The sequence below is a fragment of the Nisaea nitritireducens genome (genome assembly GCF_014904795.1).
Lineage (GTDB): Bacteria > Pseudomonadota > Alphaproteobacteria > Thalassobaculales > Thalassobaculaceae > Nisaea > Nisaea nitritireducens.
This window is the reverse complement of record NZ_JACZFS010000042.1, coordinates 24,715-42,738: the sequence shown is the minus strand read 5'-3', so window position 1 is coordinate 42,738 and position 18,024 is coordinate 24,715. Positions and strand designations below refer to the sequence as shown.

Below are 18,024 nucleotides of genomic sequence, written 5' to 3'. Positions count from 1 at the left end.
CGCTTTTCTGTATGGGCAATCTGTCAGGTGACTGTCGGCTATGACCAGCCGGTGCGCTGAGGCTCCCAATGTTGTCCGCTCAAATACTCATCTTTCTGGTCCTGAAAGGCGTTCGCGGTCCGTTCGATGATGGGTAATTTTTCCACGTTGCAGGCGGCAGCCTGTGTGAATTCCTCGAAGATACTATCGATTTCATCTACAGCGATCCCCGGGCGATTAACCTAACCACCGAACGGGAACGCCCTGCTCAATCTCGATACTGCTTGGCTTATGCACGGCGACCGGGCTTTCCGGTCCAGTCGTCAATTCCGATAGGTCAATCGACGCTCTCTATGATTGCCCGTCGCCGTGCTGCTCTTCGCTGGAGCCACCGCTCACCGCAAGATACGCCAGCCCCGCGCCGGCAAGCGCAAGCAGCAGAGGCTTGGTATTGCCGAGGACCGGGCCGACTTTAAGCGCGGCTGTGACCGCATTCATGCTCTGCCTGCGAACTTCAGCTTCGTGGCGCCGTTCATAGGCGCTGACAGCAGAAGTAATCGCCCAAACTGCGAGGGCCATGGCACCGGAGACAAGCATGACAATGCACAGCGCCGCTATCGGATCGAGGCGTTCGGCAAGCCACAGCCCGCTGGCGGCAACGGCGGCCCCGTAAGCGGTCACGCCAAAGAGGACGGCGAGACCATACAGGACCGCGTTGCGCTTCGTCCGCGACGCCAGCCGCCCGGCATTCCAGGAGGCAATCTGCGCGGCGTGGGTTGCCAGACGATCAAGCACGGTTAGCGCCTGATCAGATAGCCGACCGCAAGGCCAAGACCGGCCGCAATTGCGATCGAGCGGATCGGTTTGGCACGCACACCCGTGCTCACATTCTTCTCGATGCGGTCGAGGTCATCCTTCACCCGCTTGGCAGCGGCAGAGGAATTAGCGGCAATTTTCGCGGCTACATCTTCACCGCGCTGTTTCAGGTCGCCTACCTTGCTCTGGCCAAGGCCGGACACGCTGTCAGCCAGCGCGGAGAGATCGGCGCGAAGGGCTTCGAGCTGGGCTTCGACATCGCCGGACTTCGCAGTTGTTTCGTTTGCTGCCGGCTTACTGCGGGCATTCGCCTGGGCGGTTGCCATGATGGTCTCCTTTTGAATGTATGGGGAGGCAGGGGCCGGTCAGCCGGCCCCTGCCTGTTGGAAAGTCACTTTGTGCGCTGTTAACGCAGGATGATGGAGTCCGGCATGGTGTCGTACTCTTCATCCGAATAAGCCGGATGGGATTCCAGCTGGGCCAGGGTAAAGGGCACATGCACCTCGACCTCGCCGCCGTCCTCGGCCTGCATCAGCCGGCCGGTACCGGAAGCGAGCGCGACCGGCTTCTCACCCAGGCCAAGGAAACCGCCGACATCGACGACATAGGCCTCGACACGGTTTCCGGCACCACGCAGCACCTTGTCGATCTCACCGATATCCTCGTTATTCGCCCCGTAGACACGGGCGCCGATGAGCTCGTCGGTCGTGAGCTTTGCCGGATCGACGGTGACCAGGGTTTCGTCGTCCTTGGTCAGGGAATTGACCGCGTCCTTGGACTGCTTCTTGAGAGAGGCAAAGCCGTCGTCGATCTTCTTCATCGCCGGGGCAACAAAGCCCAGGGTCGCGTAATCGTCGAACGCGCTTCGGTCAAAGGCCGGGGCCTTCTTCAGCTCGTCCTTGGTCGCGTCAGCCACCAGACGGCGGCTATCCTCGACCGGAATCCACTGCAGCCGATTGATATCGACCGCGACATCCTTCTCGCCGATGCCAAGCACGCCACCGACGCCGATCACGGCCGCCAGGACGTCACCGTCAGTGGTCATGACCACGTCGTTGATATCGCCGATCGGCTCTGCGTCCTTGGCGGTCGAGCCATAAACCGACTTGCCGATCAGCGCGGAGGCCAGAATCTGGTCCGTCTGCGGCTTGAGATACGGCTTGCTTGCAGCGGCACCGGAATGCGGCTGGAAAACACCCGTGCTTTTGGCAGAGCCGGTGCCGGCAGCATTGGCCGTCACGAGGCCGCCAAGTGCAATGGTCGCGCTCAACGCGGTCGTCGTAAGAAGCTTGCGGATCATGTTTTTTTCTCCTCTTCAAGTGAAGAAATCTGGAGTTCAGTATAGGAGCGGCAGATCACGCGCCGCTCTCAGTTAAGAAACGCGCGAGGCCCGATGAGGTTCCTTAATTTTTTGCAAAAACAGGCAGGGAGGAAAATTTTTAAGTATTGAAAAATCTATGATCGCATAAAATTCCGCCGATCATTTAGTGATCGGCGTTGATGTGAAAGTAACTATTTAATTTACTGAGCCGATACGGCGTCGTTTCGCGGACGATCCGTCGATTGAACAATCACGAAATCATAGACAAGCTTCGCGAATACTGCGATCGGCGCGGCCAGGAATGCGCCAGGCATGCCCCAGCACCAGGTCCAGAACAGCATCGAGATGAAAATCAGGATCGGGCTGAGCGTCATGGTGCGCCCCATCACCACCGGCGTGACGGCATAGCATTCGATCGCGTTGATCAGCGCGAAGGCAGCCGGCACGGACGCAATCGCAAGCCAGGCATCGAAACTCGCGAGGCCGGCGAGCGTCAGGATCGCCAACATGGCAAGCGGGCCGACAAACGGTAGAAAATTGAGAAAAAAGGCAAGCAGCCCCCACATGACCGGGTTCGGCATGCCAAGCAGCAGCATGGCCAGTGCTGTCAACGCTCCAACACAGAGATTGATCGCTGTCAGCGCCCGAACATAAGTGGAGAACTTCTCCTGTACCGCGCCCATGAAAGCGACAAAGGCCGACCGGTTGTCGATACGTCGCACGAAGGACCGCGCTGCGCGGCGGCCTTGGGCGAGCAGCATGTAGAGCAGGCCCAGCGTCATCACGATCTGCGCCATGGTCAGCCAGGTGTAATTGGCGAGCTGCCGGAGGAATGACGGCCCCTGGACGACAATTGTGTCGCCGGACCCGTCGCCACCGCTGCCCGCCATGTCCTTGAGCTTTTCTGTCGCCTGCGACGCTTCCTCGATGGATTGCCTCAGTCCCCAGAACTCACGTTCGAGCTTTCTGACGATCTCCGGCAGCTTGTCGAACCAGTACATGGCCGGATCGGAAAGTTGAAAGAGAGCAAGCCCCGCAATGCCGACAAGCCCCAGCACGACCACCAGGGCACCACACCAGTCGGGCAGACCTGCAGCGCTGATCGTCCGGACTACAGGATAGAGAATGACGCACAGAAACAGGGCCAGAAAGATCGGCAGGAAAAGCTCGGACGCGACATAGAGTGCCGAGCCGGCCGCGAGCACGAACAGACCGATCACCGCATATGACTGAACGTCACGTAACCGCGCCCTCCGGCGGAGGGCGCGATGTGTCGGAGAGGCGGTCTCGGAGCGCTGCTCGTCACGCGCCGTGTCGCAAGGTTCTGCCGTGTGCGCCAAGGGGATTAAACCCTGACCCCGGAAGCGCTGCGCGGACCGGCAAACATCCAGATGATGAGACCGATAACCGGCAGCACGACGATCAAGAGGATCCAGACGAGCTTTTTCACACCGGAAGTCCCGCTGGAAAGCACCTGGATTACGGCATAAATATCGGCGATCAAAATGATCAGGGCGAATAGACCTGAAAAGAGCTCCATGGTTTCGACTCGCGTTGTTGTATCTGCCTTAACAACGTGCCGATGCTCAAATGGTTCCCCAATGTGCTGACCACAGTCTCAGGTCACGGCAAAGCGGACGATCTGCAAAGCCGACGGCAGCCGTGCTCCGTCCGGGGCCGCGAAAAAACATGCCGTTGACCTATTCGTAGCGCAGATCACCGATTTCCAGACAGGCCGGTGTCCTTGAATGTATGCCGCGTCTCACCGTCACCAGAACTAGAGTATCCCCGCAGGTCCCGAATTGATTGCCCGGTGACGGGTCAACGTACCCAGCGTCTCCAATTCTTTGCACTTTATTCAAAACAGTAACGAGAACGCCCTAGCCTGGTTGTTTACAATGCGGTTTTCCGACACTGCTCAATCATGGGAACTCTCTTTAATACAGAAAACCTGGACGCCTCAGGCGTATGCCGACGGGCTCCGCATCTGCGACTCTGCCTTACCAGCACCGGAAAGCGTATTCTTTCAATCCCGAAACTGCGCGCCGCGCATATTGGCATCCTGCTATCGATGGCGCTGCTCCCGGGGCACGGGTCGGCGCAGACTCTGGAGGAAGCGTTTGTTCTGGCCTACAGAACCAATCCAGGTCTGATCTCCGCAAGGGCCCTATTGCGTCAGACGAACGAATTGGCACCCCAGGCACGCGGCGGCTGGCGGCCACAGGTATCCTTCAACGGGACAGCCGGATACACAGACGTCAAACAGTCAAGTCGTGGCCGCACCATTAACGACGACAATTACAACAACCGCACACTCTCTCTTGAAGCAACTCAGCCGCTCTACACCTTCGGAAGGGTCGAAGCCCGGGTCGATGCCGCGGACGCCACCATAGAATCCCAGCGGGCTCAGCTTTTCCAGACGGAGCAGAATACGTTCGTCTCCACTGCCACCGCCTATCTGACGGTCATACGCGAAGGCGCGACTCTGGACCTGCAGCGAAACAACCTTTCAAGGCTTCGCCAGCAACTGGAAGCCACCAGGGCCCGGTTCGAGGTTGAGGATCTGACCCGCACAGACGTTGCCCAGGCACAAGCCAGTGTTGCCTCGGCGGAAGCGGATGTGGCCAGTGCAGAAGCCTCACTGGCGCAGGCACGCGTCAGCTTCGCCCGGGTGATCGGACAATCTCCGGAGGAACTCACCGTTCCGGATCTGCCTTCGGGTTTGCCCGAGACCAGAGACGAAGCCATCAAAATCGCGGTAGGCGGCAGTTTCTCACTGCTTGGCGCCAAATTCTCCGAAGCGGCCGCCGCGCGCCAGCTGGAAGCAGCCAGGGCCGATCTCCTGCCCACGGTAAATCTGGTCACCAGCCTCAATCATTCCGAAGATTCCAGCGTCAACGAAAACGAAAGCTGGAACGCTGCGGTGAGCGTCCGGCTTACGGTTCCGCTCTACCAGTCAGGCATTACTTATTCGAAAGCACGTGAGGCACACGAAAATCTCCGTCGCCTGCGCTTTAGCGCCATCGATCAGGAGCGGGTTGCGAGTGAAGGCGCTGCCAATGCCTATGAGGCCTTGCAGGGCAGCTACTCCCAAATCGACGCGTTGCAGGCACAGATCGACGCCGCCGCCATCGCCCTGGAAGGGGTGCAAAGCGAAGCCTCTGTCGGCGCCCGCACCGTGATCGACGTTCTCGACGCCGAGCAGGCCCTGCTCGATGCCCGGGTCCGCCTTGTTCGGGCCAGGTATGACGTCCTGGTTTCAAGCTACCGTCTGCTATCCGCAATTGGGCGACTAACGGCTCAGGATCTCGAACTGCCAGTCGATTATTACGACTATGACCAGCATTATCGCGAAGTACGGACCCGGTGGCTCGGCACCGAGACCAGCGATTCAGAGTATTTCCGCGACTAGACTAGACGGGCGCCCCAGCCGCTCAGCCAATACCGGCGCGGCCCTTCGACAATATCCCGTTCGGATCGCCGACGGCGCGGATTTCTTCCAGGTAAGTTTGCAGCGAGGAAGGCTCGGTTGCCGTGGTCTTTGCCAGACCGTTCGCCAGCCGGTACGGCGCCAGCCCCATACGCTCGGCTTCGGCGAGAAGGGCGCGATAAGCATCAAGCGCCGCCGTATCGCTCTCCTCTCCCTTCCGCCGGTAAGACAGGCTGACATAGGAAAGCAGGCACCGGAAGCTGGTAGCTTCAACGCCGATATTGAGGTCGATACCGTAGGGCCGGAGCACAGCTGCGGCGCATTGAACAAATTCAGCCAGAACTTTACCGTCGAATGGAAAGGCAAGGCAGAGCCAGAGCAGCCCACATCTGTCCGCATCCGGGTCCATATCCTCGAAGCCGGGAATGCTGTCGCTCGACCAGTAAACGGTCCTGAGATTGCGCGGACTGGGTTTGCCGAGCAGTCCCTCGCACCCTTCTCGCCAGACGCCATCGGTTCGCACAATCGCGCCGGAAGTCGCGGCACCGGCCGCATTGAAAGACTGCACGACACGGTCTGCGCGAAGACCGAGGATCGTGCTGTCCTCCGCCAGCAGATAACCAGAGAGGTGCCAGGTGTCGGTCTCGGCCAGACGCACTTCGTCTTCGGAATAGGATGAGCGCGGGTTCTCCCGGGCGAGATACTTCACACCGTTCCAGAGCGTGACCGACCGACCCAGGATGGCGCCGGCAAATTGTGCTTCCCGCCAGGCCGAGATCAGCCCCGGAAGCAGGTCAAGACCGTCGATCCGGGACGTGAACACCGCTAGATTCCCGGGCATCGGCTCAAGCCGGATCCAGGCCGCCACAACAACACCGAGATTGGACTGGCTGAACAGCCCCTCGACGATCGGGCCGGCAGCTCCGGAATGCAGCCCTTTCAGGCGATATGCCTTCGTGGCGGAGTAGCCGGTCTCAAGGGTCCGGCCGTCCGCGAGCACGACCTCAAGATCGCCGAGAGACGCCCAGCGATCCCCGATCGCCCCGTCTCCACGGTCAAGCGCATTGGCGAGCACACTGGCCTCGGGCGAACCTCCGATTTCCGGAACGAAATACCGGGATTCGCGCTCCGACAGATAGGCGGCCAGCATCCCGAAAGTCACGCCGGGCTCGACCCGAACCAGTCCTTGCATGGGATCGTAATCCGAAATTACCGTAAGGCCTGACAGGTCGAGAATGACCGAGCCGTCCTCGAACGGAGCCCGCGATCCCATGCCCCAGTTCGCCCCCCGGCTGACCGGATGAACGGGGAGACGATGCATGGTCGCAGTGCGCAAAATCGCGGCGACCTCGTGCCTGGATCCGGGCCGGAGGATCGCCGAGACCGCCTTGTCCGCCCCGAAGGTGCGGCGCCCCCAGGCGCCGCACTGGTCCGCATCGAGGACAATGTTCCCCGGCTCGATAATATCGGACCAGACTGGCCCAGCGGCAGAACTCCGCGCCCCGGTTGCCATATCCGTAGCGTCGCCGGTGTCACCATTGAGGCCGGTCAGTTCCGATATCTGTGTCATCCATGTACCTCTGAGAACAATCGGCCGGACGCATCAGAAAAACGCGAAAGCCTGGCTTCAAACACGTGACAGGAGCCGGACGGCTACCACTTCTTGAAAAGATCTCCGATCACCTCTGCTTCCGATCGCTTAGGGTCAATCCTTCTGGTAACATCGCTGACCACAATGCCGGCAAGCTCAATGCAGGTGCTGAGGAGAATACCACCGGAGACATTTTCAAGGTCCTCGTCACTCAGATCGCCATCAGCGGAATCACCGGCCTTTTCGAACTGCCTTTGAACTTCTTTCACGTCATCGACCGTCACTGTGAAACCATTGTCATTGGCGAGCGTGACAACCTTCGGAAAGATCTCCTGGGCTTCATTTTCGTGAATGACAGTAACCAGTTGCTCTCCCAGTTTTTCGTCTGCCTGCACTTTTTCAAGAAATGCCGCCATCGTTTGCGTGCTCATCATTTTCTCCTGTTGTATGCGCTCCCTGCGAACGCAGTTCCGACCCGCCGTTAAAAACAGAACTGCAATCAAAGCTTTGCCTTGCTCGAACAGCAGCGGGGTCCGGCGGGCGACGGGTCAGGAACTGCCCGGCCGAACAAATGGGGTGATGAAAGAGGAAGATCAGATCCGGTCAGGCCGCCGATACTGCACCGGGCCCTGCGTCACCGAACCTTCCGGAATTACGCCGCCATACTGGTTCTGACGGGATGGAAAGGCAGACCAGCTGCCTTTCCATCTTGACCTGAAGCCGGCCATCTTGATCGCAATCGCGTAACTACCATTGCTTGAGCAAATTTGGACGACCATTTCTACCGCGATAATTCGGGACGCGGCCTGTAGCATAATCAATTAGGCTTGGCTCCTCATCCCGAGTGTCGGCCAGACGACGCAGATAATTGCCGCCCGATACATTTTCGAGATCCGCGTCGTCGAGATCGCCATCGGAACCGTCGTCGGCCGTGAGCAATTCCCGTTGCATCTCAGCAACATCCTCCGCCGTGATCGCGAAACCATTCGCAGTTCCGTATTCGGTCACCGCCGCAATGGCTTGGTCACCCTGTTTTTCGCCGACGGCCTCCACCAGCCCCTTGGTAAAGATCTCGTCGGTCGTGGCCTTTTCGAGCATTTCGGACATTGCCTGCATGGTCATTGTGAGTTCTCCATTCGGAATAAAGGAAACAAGAGAGCCGCGGACGACTCCGCGCCCGCAGACAAGGTGCGGATCACCATTGCTTGACGAAATTGCTGATCGCGCCGCCGGCAGAACTGGCGGCGCTGCTGACCGTGCCTCCAAAGACACTTTGCGCGACACCCGGGGCGATACCGCCGCCGAGCATATGACCGAGCGCGTTACCACCACCGAGCAGATCGCCGATACCTCCGAAACCAATGCCGCCGGAGACATTTTCGAGATCCGCATCGTCGAGATCGCCATCGGAACCGTCAGCTGCCGCGAGCAATTGACGCTGCATCTCGGCTGCATCCTCCAACGTGACGGAGAAGCCGTTAGCAGAGCCGTAACCGGTCACGGCAGACAGAGCACTTTCGCCCTGTTTATCGCCGACCGCTTCCACCAATCCCTTGGCGAAAGTCTCGTCTGTCATGGCTTTTTCGAGCATTTCGGACATAGCTTGAGTGGTCATCATCAATTCTCCATTTAAAGGTTTGTATGAGAGAGAGCGCGAGCGCCTAGGCGCTCACGGCACGAGTACGGGTCACCACTTCTTGAAGAAATTCCCGACGTCACTAGCGGTTTTATTGATGACGCGACCGGCCATGGCAGCCGACATGGCGCCGCCGCCGGGGACGCCGGCACCGACACCAACCGAACCCACGCCAAGACCGCCAGAGATCAAAGCGGCAACGACACTCGTGGCGATACCACCGGAGACATTTTCAAGATCGTCGTCGCTCAACTCGCCTTCGGCGGAAGCCGAAGCCTGCTCGAACTGCGCGCGAACCTCCTTCACATCGTCGACCGTGACGGTGAAGCCATTGTCGTTGGCGAGCGCGACAACCTTCGGAAAGATCTCCTGCGTTTCGTTCTCGTCGATAATCGCGACCAGTTGCTCGCCCACCTGCTCGTCTGCCTGCGCTTTTTCCAGAAACGCCGCCATTGTCTGCATGCTCATTATCAGTCTCCTTTTGGAAGCGTTCCCTGTGAACGCTGTTTCGACCCGTGCGTTCCTCAACACCATCCCGGGGCGCGTGTCCCCGAGAGCAACGTCATGTTCGGCGGACGACGGGTCATGAATTGCCCATCCGAACCAGTCTCCCGATGCCGAGACGGCACCGTTATCGTCCCAAGCGGGTTTCCCGGCAGCCCGACCGGCGGCCGCTACCACTGCTTCAGGAACCCCTTCAGATTGCCCTCCCCGTCCGTCGCATCCGCGACCGCCGCACGCAGCACTGCGGTGACTGCTTTCACAGCCTCGCGGCGTGCTTCGCTGGCCTGCTGGAAGGTGATTTCGTAGCCATGCCGGGCCGCGAAATTCATCACCGCGAGAATGGCTTCGTCGCCATGTTTGCCGTGAATTTCGGCGCGGCAGACTGCGAAGAATTCCGTATCGGCCGCGAACCGGGCCAACAGCTTCTTGAGGTCCGAGTTCTGCTCCACCATCGGCGTTGCTCCTTTGAGACGTCATTTGCCCTCCGGTCAGGCGATCTGGCGCTGTGCCAGGTCGCGGAACGGGCCCTCGACCTGCATCAGTTCCTCATAGGTCCCCGACTGGGCGATCTGCCCTGCGACGACGACAAAAATCCGGTCCGCGTTCACAACGGTGCTGAGGCGGTGAGCGATCACCACCCGGGTGGCGTTCAAATGCGCCAGGCTCTGGGAAACGATGGCCTGAGTGCGGTTGTCGAGCGCGCTGGTGGCCTCGTCCATCAGAAGGATTCTGGGGCGCCGGACCACGGCACGGGCGATCATCAGTCGTTGACGTTGTCCGCCCGAAAGCGTGCTGCCGCCTTCCGTGAGGACCGTGTGCATGCCCATCGGCATATGCTGGACATCCTCGTCGAAGCCGGCCATGCGGGCCGCTTCCCATGCTTCCTCCTGGCTGAGAGGGGCTGAACCAACAATGTTCTCGAAGATCGAACCGGGCAGGATGGCACCGCGCTGCAGCACCACGCCGATCTGGCGCCGCACCGTCTTCAGATCGAGCCGGGAGAGGTCCAGGCCGTCATAACCTACCGTCCCCTGCTCCGGTGTCTCGAACCCCAGCAGCAGCCGGAAAATCGTCGATTTTCCGGAGCCTGACGGGCCGACGAAAGCGGCGAACTGGCCGGCCCCGATATCCAGGTCCACCCCGTCCAGGATCAGCGGCCCGTCGGCATCGTAGCGGAACGACACATTGCTGAGATGGATGCCCCCGTCCAGAACAGGCGCGGGTTTACGTTCCGGGTCCAGTTCCGGCTGCTCGTCCATGATCGGCTTCATGTTTTCGTAGATCGGGATCGCCGACAGGGAGGTGGAGACCGCGCTCACGAGCCCGAGAAGCGCGCCGTGAAAGCCACCGAATGCCGCGTTGAAGGCGACGAAACTGCCGACCGAGAGCCGGTTCTCGCCGGTACCGACCAGGTAGAAAAACATGATGCTGGCGAGCACCGGCAGGATCGAGCTGAGCGTCTGAATGGCATTGCCGATCCGGGCGGCCCGCACCGTGTGCTGGCGCTGATCGGAGAATTTGTGAACCCAGCGCGCAAAGGCCCTGTCCTCGGCCCCCATCAGCCGGATCTTCTGGATACCGACCAGGATCTGGATGATGAAACTGGAAACCGCCGCGTCGGCCTTGAGCTGAACCCGTTCGAACCGGAGCTGCAGGCGGCTAAGGCCCAGCAGAACAAGACTGGTCACCAGAGTGAACAGGAACGCCGCTCCAGCGAGTGTTGAATCGTAGGTCATCATCAGGACGAAATTGACGACGGAGAAAATTGCCGAGAGCGCCGAGCTCAATGCCGTATCGGAGACCGCCTGACGCAACTGGGTCGGCCCCATGGCCTTGATCAGCAGATCCCCGATCTCGTAGCGCCGGAAGAATGTCAGTGGCAGCCGTAGCATCCGGTCCCAGACCGCGGCCTGCAGGGCGCCGTCCGCAAAGGCCTCCACCCGCAGCAGGGCAATCGACCGGACAAGCTGGAACAAGGCACTGCCAAGCGCGACGAAGCCGAGACCGAGAGCCAGATGCACCAGCGTCCCTGTTTCCGAGAACGGCACGACCTCGTTCAGCAGCGTGCCGGTCAGCATCGGCGGCAGGAGGGCAAGCAAGGCGGTGAGGATGGCCAGCCCCGCCGCCCAGCGCATGTCGAAACGGGCGCGTCCGCTCAGGACGTGACGCACCAGATCCATGGCCTTGAGCTTGCGGAACGGTAACGGCTTGAAAACGGTGAATGCCTCGTCATGCATCCGCTCCGCAACGCGCGCAGATATCCGCATCCTCGGCTTGCCGCTTGGATCGACCCGTTCGAACCGGCCCGCTCCGGTGCGCAGAATAGCGCACGGCTCACCGGTCTCGGCATCGAACCCGACCGCGTCGCTGCCTTCCCGGCGCCACCATCCCTCCGTCAGCACAATCTTGCGGAAACGCAGATTTGCCCGGCGCAGGACATCCTGCAGCATGACCTGGCTATCCGGCCCGTCCGGCATTTCCGTCGGCGCCTCGAACTCGATGCGCTGAGCTTCGCAGACCATTGCAAGCGCGGAGACCACTGGCGGCACCGTGCCTCCACGGAGAGCCCGCACGGTACTATCCGGCGCCGAATTCACGATGGCGGGAAGCCGTCCAAGCGCATTTGAGAGCTGTTCGGCGTCATCTTCCAGGCGGCGGGCCTGGCGCGCCTCCCTGTCCTGAGACGCCTCGAAAAGCGCCATAGCGACGTCCATCACCGCTTTGGTTATCCAGCGATCAACCGGCTCCCAGCCGAAACGCCTGACCGCATCTCCTGCGCCAAACGCCTGGATCTCGCACCCGGTCGGAACGTTCGCGGCCCTGCCGGGGCCGACGAGATCGACAGTCGTTACCGACACATCGTCTTCCCCGTCAGCCGCCTCGAACGCGATCCAGAGCGCCCGCGCGGCTGAGACAGTGCCGTCAGCGGCAAGAGTGGCCGTCTCGCCGATGGCAATGGCATAAGCCGAATGCGCAGACCGGTCACCGTGCAGCATATGGTGCAGGAAATCTCCGAGCCCATTTTCAAAGGCGGCGGTCATCTCTTGCGGTCTGTCCAGCAGCTGGCTCCGCTGCTCACCGGAGAACAAGCGGACCGATGCATCTCCGACACCGACCAGCAGTAGTCGCATTCCCTTGAACTCACTGTCAGGCAGCGGCAGCATCGCGCCTTCATCCAGTGTCGCCACCATGCGCCGGGCGCCGAGCGGTTCACCGTCTTCGGAGATGAGCTGCACAAACAGGTTCGCTGCGCCCTGCTCTATGGCAAGAACCCGGTGTTCAACATCGATGACCAGCCTGTCCCGGCCACTGATCCGGGCAAGCTCACCCACGTTCTTGATCTCTTCCGCGATACTCATATCGGCCTACCCCTGCGCGATCAGCTGAGCGTAGGGGCCGCCGAGGGCCACCAGCTCTTCGTGGGTGCCCCGCTCGACGACCTCGCCGAAATTCAGCACGACGATTTCGTCCGCATCCCGGATGGTGGACAGGCGGTGGGCGACGATGACGCAGGTACAGCCACGCCGGCGGATGGCCACGTCGATATCCCCTTCCGTCGTGGCATCCAGGGCGCTCGTCGCCTCGTCCAGGATCAGGATCGAGGGATCCCCGGAGAGAGCTCTGGCAATTTCGATACGTTGCGCCTGGCCGCCGCTGAAATTCCCGCCACCCTCATCGACCTCGGCCTCAAGCGCACCGCCACGGCTGGAAATCACATCCAGGATTCGGGCATCGCCGAGCGCGCCGAGCATGTCTTCCGCCGGCATGTGGTCGTCCCAGGCGCTCAGATTGTCGCGGACCGTACCGCCAAACAGGATAATCTCCTGGCTCACCGACGCGATCGACTGGGTGAGCGTGCTTACCGGCAGGCTGTCCAGCGGCACGCCGTCATAGAGGATCTCTCCGGACCAGGGCCGGTAAAGCCCGGTCATCAGCTTGGCGATGGTCGATTTGCCGCTTCCGGAGCCGCCGACCAGAGCCACGCGGGCGCCGGACTTGATGGTCAGGTTGAAATTCTCAATCAGCGGCGGTTCAAGCCGGCTGTAGCCGAAAGTGACATTGCGCAGCTCGATGCGTCCGCTGAGCCGGGCGGGACCGCCCTCGGGACGCTCCGCATAACGCCGGTCTTGGGCCTGCTTGACCACGTCGTCGGTCCGGATCAGATCGGCGTTCAATTCCTGAATGGCGCCACCAGCCGCCACCAGCGCATTGATCGGGCCCGAGAAGTTCTGGATCAGGGCCTGGAAGGCGACCAGCGTACCGATGGTCATTTCGCCCTGCATGATGCGATAGCCGCCGAGACCCAGAACAACAGCGATGGTCAGCCCGTCGAGCAGTGGCGGAAACGCGTTGGCGACGATGCCGTAGAGTCCGAGCCGGCGCTGGTTATTGAGGTTCTTCGCCTGAAACCCGGCCCAGCGCTCGAAATAGTCATCGTCAGTTCCGGTCGCCTTCAGCGTCTCGATGGCTTGAATGCCGGTGACAGATGCAGACTGGAACTGGCCGAATTCCTGCTGCACCCGCAGGCTCGCATCGGCCCTGCGGCGCATCAGTTGCTGGAAGACCAGGATGTTGATCAGCGACAGAGACATGGCGGCGAGTGCCAGGATCCAGTCGAAGAACAGCATGACAGCGCCGTAGAAACCCACGCGGATCACGCTGACGATGCTTTCCCCGAGATCACCGGCGATGGAGGCGGCGATCCGGTCATTGGCATCGATCCGGTTGGAGATATCGCCCGGATGACGCTGATTGAAAAAGTCGACGGGCAGGCGCAGCAAATGCCAGACGAACTGCGCTGAAGCCACAAGCGCGAGCTTCGACTCAGTACGAAGCAAAACTGCCTGTGACAGCCAGGTAAGGCTCGCAGTGACGACGACCGAGCCCGCCATGAAGAAGAGCAGCGGAACGAGCCAGTCATCCTTGCTGTTGATCAGCACCTCGTCGACGAACACCTTCGAGAAACCGGGGACGACAAGTCCCGGGATCACCAGCGTGAGACTGATCAGGATCGAAAGAACGATAGCCATGCGAATGGGACGCGTCCGGGGCAGCAATCGGGAGATCACCCCCGGGGGCTTCGGATCACGGGTAAAATCCGCGCCCTTTTCGAAGACCAGAATCACGCCGGTGAAGGCATTGTCGAAATCCTCCAGCGTCACCGTGCGCGGCCCCGTCGCCGGATCGTTCAGATAAACGATGCCGTTGCGGTAGCCCTCGACGACGAGGAAGTGGTTGAAGTTCCAGAATGCGATGAAAGGAAATTGCGTGTTCAGCGCGGTCGACACCTGCGCCTTGCGCCCCTTGGCTTCCAGTCCAAAGCGCCGGGCGCCATACAAGATGTTCTTCGCCTTCGAGCCATCTCGCGAGACACCGCACTCGGTACGCAGCTCTTCAAGCGGCCGCCACTTACCGTGATGCGCGAGGATGATGCCCAGTGCCGCGGCGCCGCACTCGACCGCCTCCATCTGCAGGACGGTTGGCGTTTTAACGCGCCGGTTGGCGATTTTCATCCGCTCTGCCACGTCTCAGAGCCCGACAAATGATTTGAGGAATGGAAGGATCAATGTGACCGGACGTTGCCGGCGCACAGTGATGGTCGCCGCGATCAGAGTGCCCTGCTCGACATCGAAATCCGGCCCGGAGCCACCAGTCCAGAGAAAGCGCTCTGTCTCACCCGCAGCCTCATTCAGGTCGGCGCGGATGGCCACAGGCGACCCTTTCGAGGTAAAGCGCTGGACCAGCTTTTCGTTATGCAACATGGCCTGGATCGCCGAAGCGGACATCGGCAGGTCGGAGACGCTCCGCACGGTGGAGATGATTGTCCCGAACTCTTCCTTCTTCGCGACCGTCGGCTCGACATTTGCCGTCATGCCCGATTTGATCAGTTTCCCGTCCGCCGGCGGAACAAAGAGCAAGGCATCCATTTCCGAGGCTTCGGACACGATGCGAACCACCGGCTTACCCGCCGCCACCACATCGCCGAGGCTTGCGGAGATCTCCGTCACCGTGCCTGAGATTGGCGCATCCACGGTACGAATCCGGCGCAAATGCTCCCGGATATTGTCGATCTCGTCCTCATAGGCCTCTATCTCCTTGTCGGAGGCCTGCATCCGGTCCTTCCAGTATTCGGCCCGTTCGCGGTCCTGTACTTCCAGCTTGACCAGCGCATTCTTCAGGTCCGCGATCATTTCCCGGACCTGGATCTGTTCGTTTTCACGGGCAAGCAGCCGCGAGCGCTCAATGAAGCCCCGGTCGAGCAAACGCCGCATATCGGCAACAAGCGCCTCCAGGTTGACGAGCCGGGCGCGGGCATTCGTGATCTTTTCCTGCAGAGACGCTCGCTCCTTCCGGGTCAGCGACGCCCGGAGCTCAACATCCTCCTCCTGGGCAAACAGATCGGCCTCCCGCCGAGCCTCCGCGCTGGACAGTTTGTCCCTGGCAGTTTCCAGTCGGAGTACATCCACGTCCTGGTCGAGAACCGCAACGGTCTCATTCGCCTCGACATGGTCGCCGAGGCGAACGCGAATCTCGATCAGTTCGCCACTGCCTTCGGCCGAAGCGGAAAAAACCTCACTGTCCCGGTGCAGCAGAATGCCGTCCGCATTAACGCGAGTGGGGACCTCACCCAAGAATCCCCAGGCAACAGTGATGCCGACCAGCAGCGCGGCCGCGGCATAGGCCACCCAGTGAAAAGGAGAGGCAGCAACCAGCGCTTCGTCCAGATTTTCTGGCGATGACAGTCGCTTGAGAGCCTTCTCGCGAAAAATGGACATGCTTCCTCCGGCACTTCTGTTTGCGCGGAAGGCCATCCATTTTCGGACAACATTCCCGCACTCGAATCTGGAAGGAAGTATGACGGCGCAAATCGACGCCACTTGTCCGAACGTCCGGCATTTCTTGCAGTTGATCCGGGGGTATTTGCCGGGTGTTCCGAATCATTTGCCGAATGGATCGGGAGTCTGGAACCGGCTAGGCCGGATGAATGGTCCGGATGGAAATGCGGGAAAAAACAAAACCGGCGCCGTGATGTACGGCGCCGGTGGACGGTTGGGGCAAGGGTTTAGGGAGTGATCGGTCTAGACAGACAGATGATGCAACCAGCGCTCATACCGGCGGTCAAGTTCATCGGTAAGCCGATGCATGCTCTCGGCCTGCCATTTCTTGTTCCGGACATCTCGCGGAGCGATGCCATACCGTGTCCGGAAAGCCCTGCTGAAGGCAGCATCGCTGGTATAGCCCGAGGCTAGTGCGATGTCATAGATCGGCCGATGTTTCGACCGCTCATCGGTCAAGGCCAGCAACGCTCGCCGGAGACGGCGATCACGGATATAGGCGCCGACTCCGCCAAACACATCGAAAAGCTGATACAGTTTTGAACGCGAGGCTCCGACGCGCCTTGCGATCCATTCCGCCGACAAGTCAGATTCGGAGAGATTGGCTTCGATAAAGCGCCGGATCATAGTCAATTGCGCCATGGCGACGCCCGCCGTCTGGCTTGGAGCTTCCTGATCAATAGCAGCATTCAGGCAGGCTGCAGTGAGGCCGACCGTCGCAGGGGCGATCTCGATCGCCTGCCGATGGCTCATCTGACTGGCCAGCGCCTTCAACGACATCATATGGTCGCGTAACAGTTTCACCATCGGCTCTTCCCCGGACAAGGTCCGGAGATGCTGATCATTCTGGGATTTTAGCGCACCTTCGAGCATGTCCCTTGGAATAATCAGGGAAATATTTGCGAAGTCGTTGGTTCTTGATGCCATCTCCCGCGCCAGATCGAAGATGACCAATCCTTTTTCCGGAAGCTCCCGCAGTCCGGAACTGTCTTCCCATTGCATCTGGCCCCGCTCATAGAGTTGAACCATGTAATGATCCATCCCATCTCGGGCCATGATGGACGGCGTTCGTTTCCAGCTCTGTCCCAGAGATTGGGTCCGGGCCACCATGACCGGACCGAACATGTTTGCATCTACCTGAGCGGTGAAAGACTCATCCCGCACGTCTTTCTCGCTATCTACATCAAAGATGCAGGCGATGCTGTCTTTCCAGAGATCGTAGCGCTCTTTTCCGGCAACATCGTCAAGATGGAATACCGCATTCGGAACTGGCTGCGTCGCCGCGCCATCGTCTTCTATGCGTGTGACATGAGTCATCTTTTGCCCCCGCTGAGGTGACTCGAGAAAGGCCTGAGCAGATTCAGCAAAACGAACTGCGAATTCTACATTGAGACCAAACAAGCATTATTTTCATTACACTATTAAATAAAATACTTCCGCATTTGATTTTTTCATAAGGAATTATGCCATGTCTTACAGCTTTGCACGGTATATTGGACATACGGCAAAGATCGTGGTGATGAGACAAGGGTCATGAATTGCGACGTGACTCGTTATCTGTCATGAACCGGATAACGAGGGCCCGAACTGCAGCTCGCCAAAAGCAGCATGCAGCTCAGCTGGAAAGGCCGCGAGCATCCCGCCGCCAACAACGGCATCAAGGGACTCATCCGATAGATCAGCTTCGTAAGCATTGGACTGCGGCGATAAAATCGCACCCAGTGCATCGTGCAGATCAGATTCTGAGAATACATAGCCAAGCTCGTTGGCGAATGCCGTGATGTCGCAAGCAAACTTCGAACGATCAAGAATAACGAGGAGTTTCTGTTTCACTTCGCTGTCAATGGAGACACGATTGAGAAAGTTCGCCAAAGGCCGCGCGATCATCTTCTGTTTCATAGTCCCCCTCAA

17 protein-coding genes are annotated in these 18,024 nt (G+C 59.9%); 1 reads left to right on the top strand and 16 read right to left on the bottom strand.

Going from position 1 to position 18,024, the window contains the following annotated elements; translation table 11 throughout:
* Window positions 1-330: 330 nt before the first annotated feature.
* The 5 genes from IG629_RS14435 to IG629_RS14415 form a co-directional block, all read right to left on the bottom strand.
* On the bottom strand, window positions 331-774 hold the full coding sequence (locus IG629_RS14435) for a hypothetical protein (protein ID WP_193172647.1): 444 nt from the start codon (window positions 772-774) through the stop codon (window positions 331-333).
* 2 nt (window positions 775-776) lie between these two features.
* A complete protein-coding gene (locus IG629_RS14430; RefSeq protein WP_193172646.1) occupies window positions 777-1,121 on the bottom strand; it encodes a DUF883 family protein in 345 nt (114 codons plus the stop codon).
* Between the two features lie 80 nt (window positions 1,122-1,201).
* A complete protein-coding gene (locus IG629_RS14425) occupies window positions 1,202-2,095 on the bottom strand; it encodes a PRC-barrel domain-containing protein (RefSeq protein ID WP_193172645.1) in 894 nt (297 codons plus the stop codon).
* Window positions 2,096-2,316: 221 nt separating this feature from the next.
* Window positions 2,317-3,456 carry an AI-2E family transporter gene (locus tag IG629_RS14420; protein ID WP_193172644.1) on the bottom strand — a complete coding sequence of 380 codons (1,140 nt, stop codon included), beginning with the start codon at window positions 3,454-3,456 and terminating at the stop codon, window positions 2,317-2,319.
* A 5-nt stretch (window positions 3,457-3,461) separates the two neighbouring features.
* Window positions 3,462-3,656 carry a PLDc N-terminal domain-containing protein gene (locus tag IG629_RS14415; protein ID WP_193172643.1) on the bottom strand — a complete coding sequence of 65 codons (195 nt, stop codon included), beginning with the start codon at window positions 3,654-3,656 and terminating at the stop codon, window positions 3,462-3,464.
* Window positions 3,657-4,040: 384 nt separating this feature from the next.
* Here IG629_RS14415 and IG629_RS14410 point away from each other — a divergent pair, with 384 nt between their 5' ends.
* On the top strand, window positions 4,041-5,528 hold the full coding sequence (locus IG629_RS14410) for a TolC family outer membrane protein (RefSeq protein ID WP_193172642.1): 1,488 nt from the start codon (window positions 4,041-4,043) through the stop codon (window positions 5,526-5,528).
* Between the two features lie 22 nt (window positions 5,529-5,550).
* Here IG629_RS14410 and IG629_RS14405 read toward each other — a convergent pair whose 3' ends face one another.
* From IG629_RS14405 to IG629_RS14355, 11 genes are all read right to left on the bottom strand, one after another.
* Window positions 5,551-7,116 carry an FAD-binding oxidoreductase gene (locus tag IG629_RS14405; protein WP_193172641.1) on the bottom strand — a complete coding sequence of 522 codons (1,566 nt, stop codon included), beginning with the start codon at window positions 7,114-7,116 and terminating at the stop codon, window positions 5,551-5,553.
* An 83-nt stretch (window positions 7,117-7,199) separates the two neighbouring features.
* Window positions 7,200-7,568 (bottom strand): Nif11-like leader peptide family RiPP precursor, encoded by a 369-nt coding sequence (locus tag IG629_RS14400; protein ID WP_193172640.1) that lies wholly within the window; start codon window positions 7,566-7,568, stop codon window positions 7,200-7,202.
* Between the two features lie 316 nt (window positions 7,569-7,884).
* Window positions 7,885-8,259, bottom strand: coding sequence for a hypothetical protein (locus tag IG629_RS14395; RefSeq protein WP_193172639.1), 375 nt, complete (start codon window positions 8,257-8,259; stop codon window positions 7,885-7,887).
* 73 nt (window positions 8,260-8,332) lie between these two features.
* Window positions 8,333-8,752, bottom strand: a complete 420-nt coding sequence (locus IG629_RS14390) for a hypothetical protein (RefSeq protein WP_193172638.1) — start codon at window positions 8,750-8,752, stop codon at window positions 8,333-8,335.
* Window positions 8,753-8,824: 72 nt separating this feature from the next.
* Window positions 8,825-9,241: a Nif11-like leader peptide family RiPP precursor gene (locus IG629_RS14385; RefSeq protein ID WP_193172637.1), complete on the bottom strand. Its 417-nt coding sequence runs from the start codon at window positions 9,239-9,241 to the stop codon at window positions 8,825-8,827.
* Between the two features lie 206 nt (window positions 9,242-9,447).
* Window positions 9,448-9,729 (bottom strand): hypothetical protein, encoded by a 282-nt coding sequence (locus IG629_RS14380; RefSeq protein ID WP_193172636.1) that lies wholly within the window; start codon window positions 9,727-9,729, stop codon window positions 9,448-9,450.
* A 36-nt stretch (window positions 9,730-9,765) separates the two neighbouring features.
* On the bottom strand, window positions 9,766-12,636 hold the full coding sequence (locus tag IG629_RS14375) for an NHLP bacteriocin export ABC transporter permease/ATPase subunit (protein WP_193172635.1): 2,871 nt from the start codon (window positions 12,634-12,636) through the stop codon (window positions 9,766-9,768).
* A gap of 6 nt (window positions 12,637-12,642) precedes the next feature.
* Window positions 12,643-14,790 carry an NHLP family bacteriocin export ABC transporter peptidase/permease/ATPase subunit gene (locus IG629_RS14370; protein WP_193172634.1) on the bottom strand — a complete coding sequence of 716 codons (2,148 nt, stop codon included), beginning with the start codon at window positions 14,788-14,790 and terminating at the stop codon, window positions 12,643-12,645.
* Window positions 14,791-14,805: 15 nt separating this feature from the next.
* Window positions 14,806-16,053 (bottom strand): NHLP bacteriocin system secretion protein, encoded by a 1,248-nt coding sequence (locus IG629_RS14365; protein WP_193172633.1) that lies wholly within the window; start codon window positions 16,051-16,053, stop codon window positions 14,806-14,808.
* Between the two features lie 303 nt (window positions 16,054-16,356).
* Window positions 16,357-17,430: a helix-turn-helix domain-containing protein gene (locus IG629_RS14360; protein WP_193172632.1), complete on the bottom strand. Its 1,074-nt coding sequence runs from the start codon at window positions 17,428-17,430 to the stop codon at window positions 16,357-16,359.
* A 243-nt stretch (window positions 17,431-17,673) separates the two neighbouring features.
* The gene (locus tag IG629_RS14355; RefSeq protein ID WP_193172631.1) at window positions 17,674-18,012 is read right to left on the bottom strand and encodes a Nif11-like leader peptide family natural product precursor; all 339 of its coding nucleotides are present in this window, start codon (window positions 18,010-18,012) and stop codon (window positions 17,674-17,676) included.
* Window positions 18,013-18,024: the final 12 nt, after the last annotated feature.